Below are 19,671 nucleotides of genomic sequence, written 5' to 3'. Positions count from 1 at the left end.
GATACCCTGCGCAGCACGCGCTTCGACAAGCTCAGCACGAACGGCAGAAAACTCCGGCCGGGCGGAAGCGATGACGACCAGACGAATCTATGCGGGCCACGAACTGCGCGCGCTGCGCGACCGGCTCGGCATCAGCCAGGCGGCGATGGCGGCGCGGATCGGGCTGTCGGTGAGCTATCTGTCGCAGATCGAGAGCGGCCATCGCCCGCTCACGCCGCGCGTGCTCGCCGCCCTGTCGAGCGAGGCGCCCGCGCATTGGGCACCGCTCGACCCAAACGACGACCGCCGGCTGTTCGCCGAAGCGCTCGACGCCGCCGCCGATCCGAGCGTGCCCGCCGAGCCGATCGACGAGGCGACGCTGCGCCGCGCGACGCAGCAACAGCCGAGGCTCGCCCGCCGGCTGGTCGCGACGCATCAGGCGTTGCTGCGCGCGCAGGAGCAGCTCCGCATCCTCGACGACCAGCTCGATTCGCGCGCGAACGCGACCGACCACCTGCCGTGGAACGCGGTGCGCGACTGGTTCAACGATGCGAGCAATTATGTCGACGCGATCGACCGCCGCGCGGAGGCGCTCGCCGCGCGGATCGCGGACGGCGATCCGGCGACGGCGATCGCGGCACGGCTGCGCGCGGACCACGGCATTGCCACCGAATATGTCAATGCGCCCGATCTGGTGCGCGCGTTCGACCCGGACGCGCGGGTGCTGCGGATCGATGGCGGCCAGCCGCCCGAAACGATCCGCTTCGCCCTCGCCGACCGTTATATGCGCCTCGCCGCGACCGATCTCGTCGCGGAGATCGTCGATTCGGCCGAGATCGGTTCGGATTCGGGCCGGCAATTGCTGGCGGCCGGACTGTTCAACTATGCGGCGGGCGCGCTGCTGATGCCCTATGAGGCATTCCGGGCCGCCGCGCGCGCGATGCGGCACGATATCGACCGGCTGCGCCGGCGGTTCGGCACCAGCTTCGAGCAGACCTGCCACCGTCTCTCGACGCTGCAACGGCCCGGCGCGCTCGGCATTCCGTTCTTCTTCTGCCGGGTCGACATGGCGGGCAACATCACCAAGCGCCATTCGGCGACACGGCTCAAATTCGCCCGGTTCGGCGGCGCCTGTCCGCTGTGGATCGTCCACGAAGCGGTGGCGATCCCCGACCGCATCCTTGTCCAGCTCGCCGAAACCCCGGACGGGGTGCGCTATATCTCGATCGCGCGCGGGCTGGTGAAGCCGACCGAGGATTACGGCCGGCTGCCGCGACGCTACGCGCTGGCGCTCGGATGCGAGGCGTCGTTCGCAGCCGACTTCGTCTATGCCGATGGCCTGCGCATCGACGGCGCCGCGACACCGATCGGCACATCTTGTCGGATCTGCACCCGCCGCGACTGCGAGCAGCGCGCCTTCCCGCCCGCCGCCGGGCGGATCGTGGTCGATCAGGACCGGCGCGGCGCGGTATCGTACGAACTGGAATGATCCGGAGCCTTGCCAGGCTTTCGCGGCGAACGGGTCGGCGCGTACGCGGCACTCCTTGACCCTCGTCGTGCGCCTCGCGCATAGCGGCGCGATGGATCGCCCGATTGAAGACCTGACGTTCGAGGACGCGCTGCGCGAGCTCGAAACCATCGTGTCGCAGCTAGAGACCGGAACCGCGCCGCTCGACGAGGCGATCCGCCTCTACGAGCGCGGCGATCGGCTGCGCCGCCGCTGCGCCGAGCGGCTCGATGCCGCGCAGGCCCGGATCGAGGCGATTCGGCTCGACGCGGAAGGGCGACCCGCCGCCGTGCAACCCTTTGCCGCGAGTTGACGATGACCGCGCTTACCCCGCTTTCGCTCCGCGACGCGCTCACCCACGTCAGCGCCGATATCGACGCGCGCTTCGACGTGCTGCTCGCCCTGCCCGACGATCCCCGCCGCGACCTGTATGCGGCGATGCGCCATGCCGCGATCGGCGGCGGCAAGCGGCTGCGCCCGCTGCTGACCTATGCCACGTCGCGGCTGTTCGGCGTCGATCGCGATTGCGCGGGCCGTGCCGGTCTCGCGATCGAATGTATCCACGTCTATTCGCTGATCCACGATGATCTGCCCGCGATGGACGATGACGACATGCGCCGTGGCAAGCCGACCGTCCACAAGCTCTACGACGAAGCGACTGCGATCCTCGCGGGCGATTCGCTCCACGCACTCGCCTTTGAGGTACTGGCCGATCCCGCGACCCATGCAGATCCGTTCGTGCGCAGCGAACTCGTGCTCGATCTCGCCCGCGCCGCTGGCCCCGCCGGGATGGCGGGCGGGCAGATGATGGATATCGAGGCGGAGAAATCGAGCTTCGACCTGCCGACCATCACCCGCTTGCAGGCGCTGAAGACCGGCGCGCTGATCGCCTGTTCGGTCGAGGCGGGCGCGATCCTCGGGCGGCTGCCCGCCGAGGGCCGCGCGCACCTGCGCGGCTATGCGCGCGACATCGGCCTCGCCTTCCAGATCGCGGACGATATCCTCGATGTCGAGGGCGACGAGGCGGCGGTCGGCAAGAAGCTCGGCAAGGATGGCGAGGCCGGCAAGGAGACGTTCCTGTCGCTGCTCGGCCTGCCGCGCGCGCGCGAACAGGCGCGCATCCTGGTCGATCAGGCGGTGGCGCATCTGAACAGCTATGGCACGGAGGCCGATCTGCTGCGCGACATCGCGCGCTTCATCCTCGAAAGGGATCGGTGATTCACCGCCGCCCCGGCCTGCGCCGGGGCGACGCGCCTGTCGCATCCCCTGTCCTCCTACCCACGGAGCACACCATGACTCTCCGCACTGGCGTCTATCCCGGCACATTCGATCCGATCACGCTCGGCCATATGGACATCATCCGGCGCGGCGCGAAGCTGGTCGACCGGCTCGTCATCGGTGTCACCACCAATGCGTCCAAATCGCCGATGTTCAGCCTGAACGAGCGGCTGGCGATGGTGGAGCGCGAGGTCGCGCAGATCGAAGGCGACGTCCAGGTCGTCAGCTTCGATTCGCTGCTGATGGATTTCGCCGAGCGCGAGGGCGCGCGCGTGATCGTGCGCGGCCTGCGCGCCGTCGCCGATTTCGAATATGAATATCAGATGGCGGGGATGAACCAGCAGATCAACCCGCGCATCGAGACGGTATTCCTGATGGCCGACGTATCGCTCCAGCCGATCGCCAGCCGGCTCGTCAAGGAGATCGCGCTGTACGGCGGGCCAATCGGACGGTTCGTGACGCCCACCGTGGCCGCCGAAGTGGCGGCGCGGGTGGAGAAGATCGGCCGCAAGGGTTCGTGATCGCCGCTCCGGCGCCCGGCGGACGCGCCACAGGTTCAGATTGGCGCAAGCTGGGATTTGCTCTAAGCGCTTGGCCGCACTCATCTGCCTATCGCGGGGACATAATGCGTTTTCTTGTTCGGTTCGTCGTGTTCCTGCTCGCCATGCTCGCCGGCCCCGCCTTCGCGCAGATCATCGACACCCCCATTGCCGGCCGCCCGCCCATCCCCTCGCCGACCGATCCCGAGAACCTCTGGTATCTCGACCTGTCGACCGGCGGGCGCGTCGTCATCTGGCTGCGGCCCGACGCCGCGCCGAAGATGGTCGAGCGCGTCAAGATCCTCACGCGCCAGCATTTCTATGACGGCCTGCCGTTCCACCGCGTGATCGAGGGCTTCATGGCGCAGGGCGGCGACCCCAAGGGCGACGGCACCGGTGGCTCGACGCTCCCCGATCTCAAGGCCGAGTTCAACTGGCTGCCGCACGTGCGCGGCGCGGTCTCGGCCGCGCGCGCGGAAAAGGAGGACAGCGCCAACAGCCAGTTCTTCATCGTGTTCGATCCCAAGCTGACGCTCGACAAGAAATACACGGTGTTCGGCCGCGTGATCGACGGCATGCAATATGTCGACGCGATCACGCGCGGCGAGCCACCGGCGAACCCCTCGCGGATCGTCCACGCCTATATCGCCGCCGACAATCCGCCCGCCTATGTGCCCGCCCCGCCCGCTCCCGCCGCGACGCTGTCGCCGAGCAGCCTCGGCGGCGCGTTCCTGACGCCGCGTGCGCCCGCCAAGCCGATGAGGGCGCCCGCCGCCGTCAAGCCGACAGCGAAGGCCAAGTAACGCCGCCCGGCGCACCGTCATGAAAGTCGATCTGTTCGATTTCACGCTGCCGCCCGAGCGGATCGCGCTGCGCCCGGCCAACCCGCGCGATTCGGCGCGGCTGCTGGTGCTCGATGGCGACGCGACGCGCGATCTCGCCGTCACCGATCTGCCCGGTCAGCTTCGCGCCGGCGACATGCTGGTGTTCAACGACACGCGCGTCATCCCCGCCCAACTGGAGGGGACGCGCGGCGCCTCCGGCGATGATCCGCGAGGCGGAACGGGCGCCAAGATCGGCGCGACGCTCCACAAGCGCGAGGGGCCGCGTCGCTGGCGCGCGTTCATCCGCAATGCGCGGCGCATCCGCGACGGCGAGGCGATCGACTTCGGTGGCGGCGTCGCGGCCATCGCGAGCGAACGCCAGGAGGATGGCAGCTTCGCGCTGACCTTCGCTGGCGACGAACCGGTCGAACTGCTGCTCGAACGCGCCGGCCGCATGCCGCTGCCGCCGTATATCGCCTCGAAGCGCGCCGCCGACGCTCGCGACCTCGACGATTATCAGACGATGTTCGCGGCCGAGAAAGGCGCGGTCGCCGCCCCGACCGCCGCGTTGCACTTCACGCCCGGCCTGATGGCGGCGCTCGACGCGGCCGGCATCGGCCACGCGACGCTGACGCTGCATGTCGGGGCGGGCACCTTCCTGCCGGTGAAGGCGGAGGACACCGCCGCCCACCGCATGCACACCGAATGGGGCCGCATCGACCCCGCCACCGCCGCGCGGCTCAACGCCGTGCGTGCCGCCGGGGGTCGCGTCATCGCGGTGGGCACCACCAGCCTGCGCCTGATCGAAAGCGCCGCCGACCGCGACGGCCTCATCCAGCCGTTCGAGGGCGACACGGCGATCTTCATCACGCCCGGCTATCGCTTCAAGGGCATCGACGGGCTGATGACCAACTTCCATCTGCCGCGCTCGACACTGTTCATGCTGGTCTCGGCACTGATGGGGCTGGATCGGATGAAGGCCGCCTATGCTCATGCCATCGCCGACGGCTATCGATTCTATTCCTACGGGGATGCGTCCCTGCTGCTGCCGTAACGGCTTCGGGTCCGTAAATGGTGCGGGCGGTCGGGGTCGAACCGACACTCCTTTCGGAACGGGATTTTGAGTCCCGCGCGTCTACCAATTTCACCACGCCCGCACGGCATCCGGCGAAGCCGGTCAGCGAAGGCATGCGCTATATGCAAGCGCGACTAGGATTTCCAGACCGGAATTCGCGCTGGGGACGTAAATCCGGGCGGGCGCCTGATGAGCGGCTCCGCTACCCGCGTGCGCCTTCGCGCAGCAAATCCAGTAGCAGCGCGAACGCCGGGGTCGGCTGGCGCCGGCTGGGATAATAGAGATGATAGCCCGCGAAGGGCGGACACCAATCCTCCAGCACGCGCACCAGCGCGCCGCTGGCGACATCCTCATGGACATATTGATCGGGCAGAAAGGCGATGCCGAAGCCGGCACGCGCGGCGCGCAGGATCATCGGCACATGGTTGGAGGTGAATTGCCCGTCGACCCGCAGCCGCAGATGCTGGTCGTCGCGGTCGAGCTCCCACGCATAGAGATCGCCGAGCGTGGAAAGCCGCAGGTTGATGCAGCGATGCGCGGCGAGATCCTGCGGGCTGGCGGGCGCGGGATGGCGCGCGAAATAGTCGGGCGCGCCGACCGCCGCCATGCGCAGATCCGGCCCGATCCGCACCGCGATCATGTCCGCCGCGACGCGCTCGCTGAGCCGCACCCCGGCGTCGAACCGCTCGGCAACGATATCGCGCAGGCCCGAATCGACGCTGATCTCGACCTTCACCTCGGGATAGTCGGCCATCAGCGCGCTGACGGCCGGCCACAACACCGTTTCGGCGGAATGCTGGGTCGCGGTGATGCGGATCGTGCCCGCTGGCCGTTCACGCAACGCGCCGAGCGCGGAGAGTTGCCCCTCGATTTCGTCGAACGCCGGGCCGAGCTTGGCGACCAGCCGCTCGCCCGCCTCGGTCGGAGCGACGCTGCGCGTGGTGCGCGACAGCAGCCGCACGCCGAGCCGCGTCTCCAGCCGGCGCACCGTATGGCTGAGCGCCGATTGCGACACGCCGAGCCGCGCGGCGGCGCGGGTGAAGCTGCGCTCCTCGGCCACGGCCAGAAAAGCGTTGAGATCGACGAGATCGTCGCGGCGCATTGATGAACCCTCATCATGAAATCAGGCGAAGGTACCGCCGGATCGTCATGAGGGAAACCGGCGATACCGCGTCGCTAGAACTTCATCCCGCCGCGCAGGCCGATGGTTCGCGGCGTGCTGGTGACGACATAGGGGCGCTGCGTACAGACGCCGCAGACCTGAAAACGTGAAAGCTGCGCGCGTTCGTCCCACAGGTTCTGCGCAAACACCTCCAGGCTGAACGTCGCCCATTCCGCGCCGACCGCGAGATCGCCGGTGGTATATTGCTTCAGCCGCCCCTGCGTCGCCGCGTAAGCGACGCGGATGTCCGACGACGCGGAACTCTGATGCGCGACGAGCATCTGCGCATAGGCTTTGGCCTCGCCCAGCGGCACGGTGTAGCGCGCGGTGCCGTTGATCTTGAAGCGCGGCGTGATCGGCAGGCGCGTGCCGGTCGGCGCGAGCACGTCGTCGCCGCTACAGGTTGAGACGGCGGTGGTGCAAAGCGTGCTGGTCGTCTTAGCATCGGCATAGGCTCCTGCCGCCGTCAACGAGAGGCCGCCGAGCGTGAGCGCCGCGTCCGCCTCGACCCCGCGGATGCGTGCGTTCGGGCCGTTGTTGATGATCGTGAAGCTGTTCGGCCCGAGGAAGCTGAACTGGAACTTGTCCCAATTCTGCTGGTAGATCGCCGCGTTTACGCGCAGCTTGCCGCCGAACAGCGTGGTCTTCGCGCCGATCTCGTAATTGGTCAGGTAATCGGGGTTGTACGGCGGGATGTCGCCGCGACGGTTGATGCCGCCGGGGCGGAAGCCGCGCGACCAGGTGCCGTAGAGCAGGAACTCCTTGCTCGGCTTCCAGGTGAGGTTGAGCTTGTGGGTGAAGCCCTGCCCGGACGCCTTGATCGGCTCGAGCCCGCGCCCGACGACGTAATTGGCGAGGTTGGTGCAAGGCCCGCCCGCCACCGCTGCCGGCAACAGCACGCGCGTCGTGCTGCTCGGCTGGTCGCCGTAGCCCGTCAGCCGCAGCCCGTCGGTCGCGAAACAGCGCACCACGCCGGTGCCCGAACTGAGCGCGCCGTTATACGGCTCGGCGGTATAGCCATCGCCGGGATTGCGGCCGAAACCATAGAAGCCGATCAGTGAGTTATCGTAGATGAAGCCGCGGCCGCCGGCGGTGAAGGTCAACGTCGGCAGGATATCGAAGGAGGCTTCGCCGAAGATCGCATAATCCTTGTCGACGCGGTGCTGCTGGGTGAGCCAGAGCGTGCCAGGGTGGCCGTTCACCGACAGATCGGGCGCGAGATCATCGACCTTGTAGTCTTGGTGGATGAGGTTGCTCTGCCGCTGGTAGAACAGGCCGGAGACGACACGGAAGCGCTCGTCCTGGGGCGACTGGACGCGGAATTCCTGGCTCATCTTCTTGAAATGGTCGGTGCCGACGATGCGCTGGCGCGGATCGATCTGATTGCCCGCGGCGTTGCTGTAGTCGCCGTAATAGAAGATGCCGCCGACATTGTGGTAGATCTGGTCGTAGGCCTCGGCATAGTCGGTATAGTCGCTCGACTGCTGATCCTGCCGGTCGAGATAGGCGCCGGCATAGGTCACGTCCCAATTGCCGATCTTGCCTTCGATCGTCAGTGCCGCCTGGATGAAGCGATCGTGGCGATATTCCTGGAAGAAGCGCTGCACCTGCAGATCGCCGACCTGCGGGTCCATCGCATAGGCGCCGTGATATTTCGCCTCCTGGTAGAGAACGGTCGGCGTCGCGGTCCAACTATCGTCGAGGTCGATCTTGAGCGCGGCGCGGCCGCCCCACAGGTCGGACTCGTTATAGTCTTTCTTGACGAACGCCTTGTTGTTGACGGTGAGACCCGGCTGGCAGCCGATCCCATTGCCGTCGGCATCGTTGATGACCGCGCCGCAGAAGGTGCGCGAGCCGGGTACGTTGTCGATGAAGCCCGCATCGCGTTCGTAGAAGCCCGAGACGCGCAGCGCCATGATCGGGTTGAGCGGCGCATTGACCATCCCTTCGATCTTGCCGCCGACGCCGCCCTTGTGAACCGTGTTCACCTCGCCATCGACGCGACCGTAGAAGTGGCTCAGTTCGGGCTTGTTGGTGATGATGCGGACGGTGCCCGCTTCGGACGAAGCTCCGTAGAGCGTGCCCTGTGGACCGGCGAGGCTCTCGATGCGCGCGATATCGTAGATGTGGATGTCGAGCGTGCCGCCGATCGTGGTGATCGGCTGTTCGTCGAGATAGAAGCCGACCGAGGGCAGCGACCCCGAATGGTTGCCGTCCCCGCCCGAGGCGACACCGCGCATATAGACGGTGGTCGAACCCGGCTGGGTCGTCTGGAACGACACCGAAGGCAGCAACTGGGTATATTGGTTGAAGTTGCTGATGTTGAGCTGGTCGAGCTTCTTGGTGCCGATCGCCTGGATGCTGATCGGCACGCTCGACAGGCTTTCCTCACGCTTCTGCGCGGTGACGACGATGTCGCCATTGTCGGGCTGCTGATCGGCGGCAGGCGCGGACTCCGGCGCACTTTGCGCCTCGGCGAGGGCGGGAAGGAACGCCGACGACGCGAGCAATACCGACGCGACCGCGCGAACCCCGAACTTCATTCCCCATTCCCCCCAGGAAGCAAGCGTTCCCGACAGGGTGTTCCGCGCCGCAACAATCGTCAATCGGGTCCGTCACGGTTCCGGCATTTCGGCACAGACGCGTGGCAGATTTGCAACGTTATGTGTCCGGTCGTGGACGACCATCGGTCTGCACGCGCATACCATCAGCTCGACACGCCCACGCGGGGGTGGAGGTGCTACGGCGCGACCTCGGGATAAGTGGGCAACACGTCGCCTAGCGCGCCCTTGAGCGGACCGAGCCACGGATCGAACGGCAACCAGGCGGACTTGCCCTCGCTGAAGATCGGGCGCCGGACCTGTTCGGAACTGGCGGTACGCACCGCGCGCTCGGTTTCGTGGAACGCGAGACAGGCGGGTTCGAACGCCAGCCCGCAGGCGGCGAGGAGCGCGCGGACCTGCGCCTCGGTATCGTCGACCATCGCCTCATAGAAGACGCGGTGCGGCGGGCGCGGCATCGCGGTGTCGAGATGCGCCATCAACCGTACGTAATCGCGATAATAGCGCCCCATCTCGGCGAGATCGTAGCTGAACGCCTGACCGCGCGCGAAATGCTGCTTGAAGTTGGAGAAGCAGCAGCCGAGCGGATGGCGGCGCGCGTCGATGATCGTGGCGTTGGGAAGGATGAGCCGGATTAGCCCGGCGCGAATCCAGTTGTTGGGCAGCTTGTCGATGAAGAACGGCTTGTCGGTGCGCCGTTGCACCGCCGCTCGGCGCAGGTATTCCGCGCCCAGTTCGGCGAGCCGATCGGCGGAGAGCGCGGCGACGCCGGCCGGATAGCCTTCGATGCCGCGGGCGACCGCGGGCAGATCAGGCAGTTCGGACGTGCCTTCGACGAGGCTGTGGCTCGACAGGATCTGCTCGATCAAGGTCGAGCCGGCGCGTGGCATGCCGAGGATGAAGATCGGATCGGGCGCGGGATGCCCCTGCCCGGCCCGCGCGGCGAACAGATCGGGCGTGAAGGTGGCGATGCTGCGATCGACGTAGCGCTCGGTCTCGTCAGGGTCATATTGGACGGAGTGGCGCCGCAGCGCATTGCCGGCGGCATAATGCGCGAACGCGCGCCCGGCCTGGCGGCGATCCTCATAGGCCTTGCCGAGCGCGAAATCGAGATGGAAGCGATCCTCGTCGGAGAGCTCCGGCCACGCCAGCGCCGACTCCATCGCCGCGATGTCGGCATCGTCGAACCGGATTGTCTTGAGGTTGGCGAGGCTCCACCATACCTCGCCGAGCGCCGGTGCGAGATCGAGCGCGCGACGATAGGCGGCGATGCCGTCGGCCTGCCGCCCGACCGTCTTGAGCATGTGGCCGTAGCTCATCCAGATGCGCGGCTGGTTCGGCATCTTCGCGAGCACCTGCCCGTACAGCGCGATCGCCTCGTCGAACCCGCCGAGCCGGCCGAGCGCCGCCGCCTTGAGGTTGGCGTGGCCGGGATGATCGGGTTCGTCGATCGTGACGAGATCGAGCTGCTCGATCGCCTCGACCGGACGGTTGAGCCGGTGGAGCACGACCGCGAGGTCGGCGCGCGCGGCGGTGAAGCCCGGCGCCAGTTCGAGCGCGCGGCGCAGCAGCGCCTCGGCGTCACGGTAGCGCCCGATCCGCCCGGCGAGTTCCGCCATCATGCGGATCGCCGCGACATCGAACGGATCTTCCTTGAGGTGCGCGCGGAGCCTTGGCTCGGCATCGGCCAACCGATTGTCGTGCAGGGCGAGCGCCGCCTCGACGAGACGCCGTGGCCAGCGCGAGTTGGTCGGTTCGGCGGCGTTGAGATCGGGCATCATCGCGCGCGATCCTAGCCGCTAACGGCGGGCGTCGGCCAGCCTGATCGCGCGGCTGCGACTCGGGTTGCGAATCCCCGATCGCGGTGGGGGCGGTGAGTCGGCAAAGCACGCGACTCGCTCCCGACACGCTCAGAGCGGCCAAGCGAGCCGTCGACGAGACGAACCGAAAATAAATATATCGCTCGGGTGTGGCAGCGCAAAATGGGTAGGGGGGCTCAGGCTCGCTCCGAAATCGCCGTAATCGGCTGTTTCAAAGCGAAGAAAGCCTGACATAGGTACTTAACCTCATCCTTTACGCTGCACCGCAATAAAAGTGAGCAAAAGCAGCACCTTCTCCGTAGATTGACGGGCGATCCCGCTCAGTACAGATTTCGAACTGTAATGATATCCACCCCCAAGGTCGCTCCAATGAAATATCTCAACAGCTCCAATTCGGCTGAATATTCCTCGCTCCCCGCCCGGATCACCCGCCGTGCGCGCCGCTCGGTCTGGACCTCCGCGCCCGTCGCCACTTCGGAGGCCGCGTTCGACCTCAGCCACGAGACCGAGGTGGTGCGCGCGCTTTCGCTCGCGGTGCCGATTTCGCTGTTGCTGTGGGCGCCGCTGATCTGGTTGGCGGCGAACTGCCTCTAGGCGCTGGCGCGGGCGCAACGGCAAGCCGCGCCCCCGCCCCTGCCGCTACTTGGACAGATCGGTGAACACCGAGAGATAATAGCGGATCGACGGCGCGATGTTGGCGATCGGCGTGCGCTCGTTCAGGCCGTGGCTGAATTCGTCCGACGCCTTGATGAACACCGGGCTGGCGCCATAGCTGTCCACGCCCTTGGCGCGGAACCACATGCTGTCGCTCGCCCCTGACGACTGGCTCGGAAACACCGGCACGCCGGGATAGACCTGCCCCATAGCCTTCGTCACCGCCTGAACGAAATCGGCGCGCATCGACGAGGCCGGCGTGGCGACCGAGCCCTCCGTCACATCCTTGAACGTCACCGCCGGGTCCGCGGCGACGCGTGCCAGTTCGGCCATGATGTCGGCGGGCTTGTGGCCGGGGAAGATGCGGCAGTTGATGTTGGCGGTGGCGCGCTGCGGCAGCGCGTTTTCGGCATGACCGCCGCTCACGAGGGTCGCGACACAGGTCGTGCCGATCTTACCGATCGTCGCGGGGTTGGCGGTGAGCGTCGCGATCGCGCCCCTGTCGGCCGGATTGGCCGCGAAGGCGCGCATCGCCGCGGCGGTTTCGGGGCTCTCGTAGCGCGCCGCCTGGACGAAATAGGCGCGCGTCAGATCGCTGACCTCGGGCTTGAACTGATACTGGCCGATCCGCACCAGCGCGACGGCGAGCTGGTTGATCGCATTGTCCTTGCGCGGCGCCGAGGAATGCCCGCCCGGATTGGTGACGGTGAGCTGGAAATCCGCATAGCTCTTCTCGGCGCCCTGCCAGGTGAAATAGAGCGGCTTGCCGCTTTTCTCATCGAGCGCGCCGCCGCCGCCGTCGATGTTGAGCACGATATCCGCGTTGGCGAGCTTGGCGGCGATGATCTCGCTGGTCTTCATCACCGTTTCCTCGTCGCCCGAGAATTCGATGACGATGTCACGGCGCGGCCGAAAGCCTTCGCGCTTCAGCTCGAGCAGGGCGGCGATCGCGATCGTGCCGTCGAGCTTCATGTCCGTGGCGCCGCGCCCGAAGAGATAGCCGTTCTCGACGACGGGCGTGAACGGATCGCGCTGCCAGTCGGCGGGCTTGGCCTCGACCACGTCCATATGCCCCGAGATGACGAGCGGCTTGGCCTTGCGGTCGCTGCCCGGCCAGCGCGCGATCATGTACGCGGTGTCGTCGACCGGGGTGATCTCGACATCGTCGGCCTTGAAGCCGCCCGCGACGAGTTGCTCTTTCAGATAGGCGAGGAGTTGCGGGGTCTGGTTGCCGGGGCCCCGCACCGAGCGGAAGGCGATCGCCTTCTTGGCCATGTCGAGCGCCTGCGCCTCGGCGACCGGGTGCGCCCCCGCCCCCATCTGCGCCCTCGCCTGCGCCGGGGCGAGTGCCGTCGCCGCCATCATCGAAACCACCGCCACGCCGCGCACTACCGCCACCCGCATTCTCCCTGTCGAAGCGTGCAAGCTATGCGCCTGCCGCGGCGCGTCAATCGGAAAGCGGCGCCGCGGGCGGGAGCGGCTCGGCACGCAGCAGCGCGTCGAGGTCCGCGAGCGTTTGCCCGCAGGCGGCATCGGCGAGCGCGGTCTCCAGCGCGCGATAGGCGGCCAGAACCGTGGCGCCGGTTTCGGTGAGCCGCGCGCCGCGCGCTTTGCCGCCGCCGGGCATCGTCTCGACCAGCCGGTCGCGCCAGCAGCGGTTCATCTCATCGACGAGCAGCCAGGTACGGCGATAGCTCATCCCCATCGCGCGACCAGCGGCGGAGATCGACCCCTCGCGCGCGATCGCCTCGAGCAGATCGGCCTTGCCCGGCCCCATCGCCAGCGCCTCGCCGCAGTAAAGCTGCGCTTTCAGCTTGAGCGCGCCGATCCTCATCCGTGGCTCCATTCCCCGCGCCGCGACGTTTAGCACGCGTGGCAATCATGCGCGAAGGCGTTTAGGACGCGAACCTATGGCGAATACACATCCGTTTCTCTCGATCCACCGTCATCAGATGATCCGCGCGGGCGCCTGCACGCCGCGCGCGAGCGTCGGCGATCCCGCCGCCAACGCCGACGCGACGATCGCACTCGCCCGCGCGGGGGATGCCGAGGGCGCGGACCTGCTCGTCTTCCCCGAACTGAACGTCACCTCCTATGCGATCGACGATCTGCATTTGCAGGACGCGCTCCAGCGGGCCACCGATGCGGCGCTGGCGACGATCGTCGCGGCGAGCGCGACGCTGCGCCCCGTGCTGATCGCGGGCGCGGCGCTGGTGCGCGACGCCCGGCTGTACAATTGCGCAATCGTGATCGCGCGCGGGCGCGTGCTGGGGGTGGTGCCGAAGACGTTCCTGCCCAATTACCGCGAATATTATGAGAAGCGCTGGTTTGCGAGCGGGGCCGGTCTTACCGGGCTGGAGATCGCGGTCGCCGGACAGACCGCGCCGTTCGGCACCGACCTGATCTTCGCCGCGAGCGACCTGCCGCATTTCCTGTTCCATGCCGAGATCTGCGAGGATTATTGGGCACCCACCCCGCCCTCCACGATGGGTGCGCTCGCGGGCGCGCTGATCTGCTGCAACCTTTCCGCCTCGAACATCGTGATCGGCAAGGCGCGCGAGCGCGCGATGCTATGCGCCTCGCAAAGCGCGCGCGCGGTGTGCGGTTACGTCTATTCGGCCGCCGGGCCGGGCGAAAGCACCACCGATCTCGCCTGGGACGGCCAAGGCATGATCCACGAACTCGGCGAACTGCTGGTCGAATCGGCGCGTTTCGCGGCGGCGGACGGGGCGGTCTATGCCGATATCGACTGCGGGCGGCTGATCCAGGAACGGTTGCGCGCGCCGACCTTCAACGATTCGAGCCTTCTCGCCGGCCGGCCCGAGGCGCGTTTCCGGCGGATCGGGTTCGAGCATCGCCCTGACTACGCGGACGTGGGCTCGCGGCGCGAGATCCGGCGCTTTCCGTTCGTGCCGAACACGCCCGAGCGGCTCGACGAGGATTGTTACGAGGCGTTCAACATCCAGGTGCAAGGGATCGCGAAGCGCCTGGAGGCGGCCGGGGCGCAGCGGCTTGTCATCGGCATTTCGGGCGGGCTCGATTCGACGCACGCGCTGATCGTCGCCGCCAAGGCGCTCGACCGGCTCGGGCGGCCGCGCACCGACATCCTGGGCTATACGATGCCCGGCTTCGCCACGAGCGAGGGCACTAAGGGCAACGCCTGGGCGCTGATGCGCGCGCTCGGCATCACCGCGCAGGAGATCGACATCCGTCCGGCCGCGCATCAGATGCTCGGCGATCTCGGCCATCCGTTCGCGCAGGGGCAGCCGGTGTATGACGTGACCTTCGAGAACGTGCAGGCGGGCTTGCGCACCGATTATCTCTTCCGGCTGGCCAACCACAACAACGGGCTGGTGGTCGGCACCGGCGATTTGTCCGAACTGGCGCTGGGCTGGTGTACCTACGGCGTGGGCGACCAGATGAGCCACTATGCCGTCAACGCCGGCGTGCCCAAGACGCTAATCCAATTCCTGATCCGCTGGTGCATCGCGAGCAACCAGTTCGACGCGCAGACCGATACGGTCCTGGCGGCGATCCTCGATACCGAGATTTCCCCCGAACTGGTGCCGGCGGGCGCGGACGGCGCGATCCAGAGCACCGAATCGAAGATCGGGCCATATGCGCTCAACGACTTCTTCACGCATTATGCCGTGCGGCACGGCATGGCGCCTTCGAAAATCGCCTTCCTCGCGTGGCACGCGTGGCGCGACGCGGCGGCGGGGCGCTGGCCCCGCGACGTACCGGAGGCAGCACGCGTGGCGTATGATCTCCCGACGATTCGCGAATGGCTGGAGAAGTTTCTCGTCCGCTTTTTCGCGACCAGCCAGTTCAAACGCTCAGCGATTCCTAACGGGCCGAAGGTCTCGGCGGGCGGCGCCTTGTCGCCACGCGGCGATTGGCGCGCGCCATCGGACGGAACCGCGGCAGTGTGGCTCAAAGAACTGGCGGACGCGCTGCCCTAACCACGTCGTCCGGCGAAGGCCGGGCCGCTGCGTGGCTGGTCCGACGGCTCGCCCAGCAACGAGCCGGCCCCGGCCTTCGCCGGGGCGACGACAGGGTTATTTCTTGCGAGCTTTCCGCGCCGCGTACTTCGCGTCGCGCGCGGCCTTTTTCTCGGCCTCAGTCATCTGCGCCTTCTTGGCGGCTTCCTCGATCGCGCGCTTGGCCTCTTCCGCCTTGGCGATCTTGTCGAGCTTGGCCTGTTCGATCGCGGCCTTCTTCTCGGCGCGCTTCTGCGCCTCGGCGGCTTCCTTCGCCTCGCGGGCGGCGATGCGTTCGGCAACGACGGCCGGATCGAGCACCGGCTTGGCTTTCAGTTTCTCAAGCGCACGCTGCTTCGCGTCGGCGGAAAGCGCGGCGCGATCCCGGAAAGTCGGTTCCTTATAGGCCATGCGGCGGTCTTACGATCCTATGTGACGAAAGGAAATGGCGGAGAGGGTGGGATTCGAACCCACGGTGAGCTTGCACCCACGCCGCATTTCGAGTGCGGTACATTCGACCACTCTGCCACCTCTCCGCGAGGTCTTATGATGCGCGTTCGCGGCGATACCGCGAACCCGCACCGGTCGGTGAGCGGGCGCCTCTAACGCAACACCGTTCAGGATACAAGACCGATCGTCGCTATCTTCTTGTGCGCCCGCGAACACGCCCTAGATTGGCATCATGCACCGCACCACCCTTTCGGTTCCGCCGTTCGATTCGGCGACTCCCCTGCCCCCGGTCGCGCATGCCCGCTTCGCCATCGGCGATGTCGTGCGCCACCGCAGCTTCGATTTCCGCGGCGTGATCTTCGATGTCGATCCGATCTTCGCCAATAGCGACGAGTGGTACGAGTCGATCCCCGAGAGCGTACGCCCGCGCAAGGACCAGCCGTTTTACCATCTGCTCGCCGAGAATATGGAATCGACCTACGTCGCTTATGTCAGCCAGCAGAATCTGGTGGCGGACGACACCGACGAACCGGTCGACCACCCCGCGATTCCGGGGCTGTTCACCGACTTCGCCGACGGCCGCTATACGCTCCGGCGCGAGCATCGGCATTGATGCGTCGTGATTGAGGCCATCGACTGATTCCATCAGGGCGCGCCGTTCTCGGTCGGCCGCGGCGACATCGCGGGACCGAAAACACGCGCAGGCACCGCATAGCCGCCGTTTGATATCAAGACGGGATCTTCGCGAAAGCGGGCCGCCGTCGCGGCGGCCCGCCCACCACATCACCAGGTCAGGTTCAACCGCGCGTAATAATAGCCGCCATTGATGCCGAACGGCGAGAACAGCGGATATTTGTCGGTCGAATAGCCGCGTTCGTTGTTCTTCAACTCGGCGTCGCGGATGAGCGCCTTGCTGCGCTGGGTCGGATATTTGTTGAACAGATTGTTCGCGCCGAACGAGATCTTGATAGGCTTCGCGATCTGGTAGCCGACCTCCAGATCGGTGAGGAACGAGTCTTTCACCGGCACCTTGAACAGCGAGCCGGCGGCGATGTTGCCCACCGTGGTGCGCGCCGTTTCAAGCGCATAGACCTCCGAATAAAAGCTCTCGCGCAGATTCACGCTGAAGCCGCCGAGCTGCCAATAGCCGTTGAGCGTGCCACGGAATTTCGGCGTGCTGTTTTCGAGCTGCGTCACGTCGCTGGTGGCGATGAGCTGCGTCAGACCCGGGTTCTGCGTGCTCGAATAGAGCGCGGAAGGCAGCGGGTTGATCTTGAGCACCTTGTTTTCGTTGTAATTGCCCGTGAACGTCAGATCGAGGCTGCCGAAATCCCCGAGATCGAACGGATAGTTGATGACCATGTCGACGCCGCGCGTGCGCATCTTCACGCCGTTGACGAAGCTCTGCACGGCGACGGTGCCGTCGGTCGCGCGATCGACGCCGTTGGGGGCGTACAGCACATAGACTGGGATCGCGGTCGCCTGCGCCAGCGAGGTCAAGTTGCCGCTTCCGCCGAGCGCGGTGTTGACCGCCGAGAGCACGGCGAGCTGGTTGTTGATGTTGTACAGATCCTGATCGAACGGGAGGCAAGCGGCGGCGTTCGAACCGTTATACCCCTGCGGGCAGCGGTTGCCGGTGAAGCCCGCGAAACCCGACGAGATCATGATGCGGTTGCGGATCGTGATCTGATAGGCATCGACCGTCATGCTGAGCTTCGGCACGGGATGGAAGACGAAGCCCGCGCTGAAGTTGGTCGATTTTTCAGGTTTCAGCCCGCCGAAGCCGAGCGAGGCGGCGCCCGCCGAGGACGGCGGCAGCACGCCGCTGATCGAACTCGGGCCGACGTTGAGGCCGGAGTAGCCGCCTTCCGCGAGCGTCGGCGCGCGGAAGCCGGTGCTGACCGTGCCGCGTAGCGCGAACGCCGCCGAAAAGTCGTAGCGGGTGGTCAGCTTGAAGACGGTGGTGTCGCCGAAATCGCTGTAATGCTCGTGGCGGACGGCGCCGTCGATCAACCAGGCGTCGATCGGCTTGACGCTGACATCGAGATATTGCGAGAAGTTGTCGCGCTTGTACTTGCCGGCGTCCTTGGGGCTGTAGCCGAAGAACGATTGCGTGCCGCCACCGTAATAAGACGCCGGATCGCCCGCGCGAATGCCATATTCCTCGTGGCGGAATTCGAGACCGCCCGCGACGTTGACCGGGCCGGCGAGGCCGATGTCGAAGGGGTGCGTCAGGTCGAGCGTGTTGGTCCACTGGGTGTTGTAGAACGAACCGTCGTGGATGTTGGTCGGCGTGTAGCCGGTATCGCGATAGAGCTGGGCGTTGGCGGTGTTGATGATATCGACGCTGATATCGTCGTTGCCGTATGTGCTCGCGATATCGAAGGTCGTGTCGCCCACGCTGCCGCTGAAGCCGCCGGTGAACGAGTAATCGGTCTCGTCGATCGTCTCCTGCGGCTGGAAGCCGCCGGGGTAGAAGGGCACGCCGGCCACGCCGCCGGCCGCCGTGGTGCCGGCACCGCTCACCACCGTCGTCGGCGGGCGCGTGTTCTCATAGGCCTTGGCCTTCTTGTGGCCGTAGCTGCCGAAGCTGTAGAGCTTGAAATCGCCGAACTCATAGCCGGCATTGTAGCTGACGACGGTCTGTTCGATCTTCGGATCGCCGATGATCCGGTTGGTGTACGGATAGCCGGGCAGATCCTTGATCGCCGGATATTTGGTCGAGAGGCTGGTCGCCTGCGGGTTGATGTCGCCGCGGAAGCTGTAATTCTTGTATTTCTTCTGCGCCGCGACGTTGAAATAGGCGCCGTCGAATGGCGCGATGCCGATATTGCCGCCGACCGCATAGGTCTGGCCACCTTCATCGTAATATTTGCCGCCGGTCGCATCGAGCGAGCCGCCGTGGTCCGATTTCTTCTGGATGAAGTTGATGACGCCAGCGATCGCGTCGGTGCCGTATTGTGCGGCGGCGCCATCCTGCAACACTTCGACGTGGTCGATCGATTCGGGAACGATGAAGCTGATGTCGGGCGCGGCGCTGCCGCCAAAGGGGCCGCCCGCAACCGAAACGTTGGCGGTACCGTGGCGGCGCTTGCCATTGACGAGGATCAGCGTGTGATTGGGGCTGAGACCGCGCAGCTTCATCTGCAGCGTGTGCGCCTGAAGATCGCTGCCGAACGATTGCGCCTGGATAGAGGGCAATTGCTGGGCGAGGCTTTGCAACAGGTCGGGCGAGCCGGTGTGCGAGAGCGCGTCCGCGCCCAGGATCTGGATCGGCGCGGGGCTGTCCGCCGCGCGCATGCCGGTGGTACGCGTGCCGGTCACGATGATGTCGGTGCCGCCCTCCTCGGCCTGCGGCGCGGGATCGGCCAGCGGCGCCGGTGCCGGCTCGGTTGCGGCGAGCACGGGTACGCTCCAGGCGCTGGCGACGGCCAGCGCGAACAACGAAATCGAGTTCCTTACCATTGATCTCAGTCCCCCAGGTGAATCCGTAACAATCAGACATCCGCTCCCAGTATTTTCCCCTACCTGCCTGTAACCGCCGGCTTGCTTGACCGTATCGGTTCCGACCGGACGCACGCACGCCTCCCTGCCGCAAAGCAGCATTCAAAGACGTACGACGCTTGACCTTACACCCCTTCGACGAGCCAGCCTGATTACGGAGCGACTCGCCTGCCGGACTTACCGCCCCGGACCGGAGACTTGCCCCGGCGGTATGCGAACCCTGCCGACGACATGAAGACGCCATAACCTTCCCCGCATTGCAACATAAACTTCATGTCTGAACGCGACTATCGTCAGGAAACTCGTTTTCGTGTTGATGTGGTGCATCGATGCAACGC

General features: G+C 66.4%; 16 protein-coding genes and 2 tRNA genes. 9 read left to right on the top strand and 9 right to left on the bottom strand.

What is annotated here, in order from left to right; genetic code table 11:
- The first annotated feature begins 70 nt into the window (after positions 1-70).
- The 6 genes from PX554_RS17155 to queA all read left to right on the top strand — a co-directional run bounded on the left by PX554_RS17155 (position 71) and on the right by queA (position 5,181).
- Positions 71-1,468, top strand: a complete 1,398-nt coding sequence (locus PX554_RS17155; RefSeq protein WP_275503787.1) for a helix-turn-helix domain-containing protein — start codon at positions 71-73, stop codon at positions 1,466-1,468.
- A 91-nt stretch (positions 1,469-1,559) separates the two neighbouring features.
- Positions 1,560-1,799, top strand: coding sequence for an exodeoxyribonuclease VII small subunit (locus tag PX554_RS17150; protein WP_093224720.1), 240 nt, complete (start codon positions 1,560-1,562; stop codon positions 1,797-1,799).
- Between the two features lie 2 nt (positions 1,800-1,801).
- The gene (locus tag PX554_RS17145; protein ID WP_275503786.1) at positions 1,802-2,704 is read left to right on the top strand and encodes a polyprenyl synthetase family protein; all 903 of its coding nucleotides are present in this window, start codon (positions 1,802-1,804) and stop codon (positions 2,702-2,704) included.
- A gap of 74 nt (positions 2,705-2,778) precedes the next feature.
- Positions 2,779-3,285: a pantetheine-phosphate adenylyltransferase gene (gene coaD / locus PX554_RS17140; protein ID WP_093224586.1), complete on the top strand. Its 507-nt coding sequence runs from the start codon at positions 2,779-2,781 to the stop codon at positions 3,283-3,285.
- A 104-nt stretch (positions 3,286-3,389) separates the two neighbouring features.
- Positions 3,390-4,106 (top strand): peptidylprolyl isomerase, encoded by a 717-nt coding sequence (locus PX554_RS17135; protein WP_093224585.1) that lies wholly within the window; start codon positions 3,390-3,392, stop codon positions 4,104-4,106.
- Positions 4,107-4,125: 19 nt separating this feature from the next.
- On the top strand, positions 4,126-5,181 hold the full coding sequence (gene queA, locus PX554_RS17130; RefSeq protein ID WP_093224583.1) for a tRNA preQ1(34) S-adenosylmethionine ribosyltransferase-isomerase QueA: 1,056 nt from the start codon (positions 4,126-4,128) through the stop codon (positions 5,179-5,181).
- 18 nt (positions 5,182-5,199) lie between these two features.
- On the opposite strand, the gene PX554_RS17125 is transcribed toward queA, so the two are convergent.
- The 4 genes from PX554_RS17125 to PX554_RS17110 form a co-directional block, all read right to left on the bottom strand.
- A tRNA-Leu gene (locus tag PX554_RS17125) sits at positions 5,200-5,284 on the bottom strand.
- 120 nt (positions 5,285-5,404) lie between these two features.
- Positions 5,405-6,304 carry a LysR family transcriptional regulator gene (locus tag PX554_RS17120; protein ID WP_275503785.1) on the bottom strand — a complete coding sequence of 300 codons (900 nt, stop codon included), beginning with the start codon at positions 6,302-6,304 and terminating at the stop codon, positions 5,405-5,407.
- Positions 6,305-6,378: 74 nt separating this feature from the next.
- The gene (locus tag PX554_RS17115) at positions 6,379-8,907 is read right to left on the bottom strand and encodes a TonB-dependent receptor (RefSeq protein ID WP_275503784.1); all 2,529 of its coding nucleotides are present in this window, start codon (positions 8,905-8,907) and stop codon (positions 6,379-6,381) included.
- A 197-nt stretch (positions 8,908-9,104) separates the two neighbouring features.
- Positions 9,105-10,706: a tetratricopeptide repeat-containing sulfotransferase family protein gene (locus PX554_RS17110; RefSeq protein WP_420833462.1), complete on the bottom strand. Its 1,602-nt coding sequence runs from the start codon at positions 10,704-10,706 to the stop codon at positions 9,105-9,107.
- Positions 10,707-11,114: 408 nt separating this feature from the next.
- On the opposite strand from PX554_RS17110, the gene PX554_RS17105 reads away from it, so the two are divergent.
- Positions 11,115-11,339 carry a hypothetical protein gene (locus PX554_RS17105; RefSeq protein WP_275503783.1) on the top strand — a complete coding sequence of 75 codons (225 nt, stop codon included), beginning with the start codon at positions 11,115-11,117 and terminating at the stop codon, positions 11,337-11,339.
- Positions 11,340-11,384: 45 nt separating this feature from the next.
- Here the strand turns inward: PX554_RS17105 and PX554_RS17100 are convergent, their stop codons facing one another.
- Positions 11,385-12,803: a M20/M25/M40 family metallo-hydrolase gene (locus tag PX554_RS17100; protein ID WP_275503782.1), complete on the bottom strand. Its 1,419-nt coding sequence runs from the start codon at positions 12,801-12,803 to the stop codon at positions 11,385-11,387.
- Between the two features lie 43 nt (positions 12,804-12,846).
- Positions 12,847-13,233: a winged helix-turn-helix domain-containing protein gene (locus PX554_RS17095; RefSeq protein WP_093224717.1), complete on the bottom strand. Its 387-nt coding sequence runs from the start codon at positions 13,231-13,233 to the stop codon at positions 12,847-12,849.
- Positions 13,234-13,309: 76 nt separating this feature from the next.
- Between PX554_RS17095 and PX554_RS17090 the strand changes: the two genes are divergently transcribed.
- On the top strand, positions 13,310-15,361 hold the full coding sequence (locus PX554_RS17090) for an NAD(+) synthase (protein WP_275503781.1): 2,052 nt from the start codon (positions 13,310-13,312) through the stop codon (positions 15,359-15,361).
- A gap of 96 nt (positions 15,362-15,457) precedes the next feature.
- On the opposite strand, the gene PX554_RS17085 is transcribed toward PX554_RS17090, so the two are convergent.
- Both PX554_RS17085 and PX554_RS17080 read right to left on the bottom strand, forming a co-directional pair.
- Positions 15,458-15,790 carry a DUF6481 family protein gene (locus PX554_RS17085; RefSeq protein WP_093224574.1) on the bottom strand — a complete coding sequence of 111 codons (333 nt, stop codon included), beginning with the start codon at positions 15,788-15,790 and terminating at the stop codon, positions 15,458-15,460.
- A 35-nt stretch (positions 15,791-15,825) separates the two neighbouring features.
- A tRNA-Ser gene (locus tag PX554_RS17080) sits at positions 15,826-15,915 on the bottom strand.
- Positions 15,916-16,061: 146 nt separating this feature from the next.
- On the opposite strand from PX554_RS17080, the gene hspQ reads away from it, so the two are divergent.
- The gene (hspQ, locus tag PX554_RS17075) at positions 16,062-16,442 is read left to right on the top strand and encodes a heat shock protein HspQ (protein WP_093224573.1); all 381 of its coding nucleotides are present in this window, start codon (positions 16,062-16,064) and stop codon (positions 16,440-16,442) included.
- Positions 16,443-16,612: 170 nt separating this feature from the next.
- Here the strand turns inward: hspQ and PX554_RS17070 are convergent, their stop codons facing one another.
- Positions 16,613-19,273 (bottom strand): TonB-dependent receptor plug domain-containing protein, encoded by a 2,661-nt coding sequence (locus tag PX554_RS17070; protein ID WP_275503780.1) that lies wholly within the window; start codon positions 19,271-19,273, stop codon positions 16,613-16,615.
- Between the last annotated feature and the right edge of the window lie 398 nt (positions 19,274-19,671).

The sequence above is a fragment of the Sphingomonas pollutisoli genome (assembly GCF_029167165.1).
In the GTDB taxonomy this organism is placed as follows: Bacteria; Pseudomonadota; Alphaproteobacteria; order Sphingomonadales; family Sphingomonadaceae; genus Sphingomonas; species Sphingomonas pollutisoli.
The sequence above is the reverse complement of the archived record's forward strand: the minus strand, read 5'-3'. Positions and strand labels throughout refer to the sequence as shown.

What these genes read in the sequence shown, in the direction of transcription:
- PX554_RS17155 (WP_275503787.1), top strand. Translation starts at nt 71, where the DNA reads ATGACGACCAGACGAATCTATGCGGGCCACGAACTGCGCGCGCTGCGC.
- PX554_RS17150 (WP_093224720.1), top strand. Translation starts at nt 1,560, where the DNA reads ATGGATCGCCCGATTGAAGACCTGACGTTCGAGGACGCGCTGCGCGAG.
- PX554_RS17145 (WP_275503786.1), top strand. Translation starts at nt 1,802, where the DNA reads ATGACCGCGCTTACCCCGCTTTCGCTCCGCGACGCGCTCACCCACGTC.
- coaD (WP_093224586.1), top strand. Translation starts at nt 2,779, where the DNA reads ATGACTCTCCGCACTGGCGTCTATCCCGGCACATTCGATCCGATCACG.
- PX554_RS17135 (WP_093224585.1), top strand. Translation starts at nt 3,390, where the DNA reads ATGCGTTTTCTTGTTCGGTTCGTCGTGTTCCTGCTCGCCATGCTCGCC.
- queA (WP_093224583.1), top strand. Translation starts at nt 4,126, where the DNA reads ATGAAAGTCGATCTGTTCGATTTCACGCTGCCGCCCGAGCGGATCGCG.
- PX554_RS17120 (WP_275503785.1), bottom strand. Translation starts at nt 6,304, where the DNA reads ATGCGCCGCGACGATCTCGTCGATCTCAACGCTTTTCTGGCCGTGGCC.
- PX554_RS17115 (WP_275503784.1), bottom strand. Translation starts at nt 8,907, where the DNA reads ATGAAGTTCGGGGTTCGCGCGGTCGCGTCGGTATTGCTCGCGTCGTCG.
- PX554_RS17110 (WP_420833462.1), bottom strand. Translation starts at nt 10,706, where the DNA reads ATGATGCCCGATCTCAACGCCGCCGAACCGACCAACTCGCGCTGGCCA.
- PX554_RS17105 (WP_275503783.1), top strand. Translation starts at nt 11,115, where the DNA reads ATGAAATATCTCAACAGCTCCAATTCGGCTGAATATTCCTCGCTCCCC.
- PX554_RS17100 (WP_275503782.1), bottom strand. Translation starts at nt 12,803, where the DNA reads ATGCGGGTGGCGGTAGTGCGCGGCGTGGCGGTGGTTTCGATGATGGCG.
- PX554_RS17095 (WP_093224717.1), bottom strand. Translation starts at nt 13,233, where the DNA reads ATGAGGATCGGCGCGCTCAAGCTGAAAGCGCAGCTTTACTGCGGCGAG.
- PX554_RS17090 (WP_275503781.1), top strand. Translation starts at nt 13,310, where the DNA reads ATGGCGAATACACATCCGTTTCTCTCGATCCACCGTCATCAGATGATC.
- PX554_RS17085 (WP_093224574.1), bottom strand. Translation starts at nt 15,790, where the DNA reads ATGGCCTATAAGGAACCGACTTTCCGGGATCGCGCCGCGCTTTCCGCC.
- hspQ (WP_093224573.1), top strand. Translation starts at nt 16,062, where the DNA reads ATGCACCGCACCACCCTTTCGGTTCCGCCGTTCGATTCGGCGACTCCC.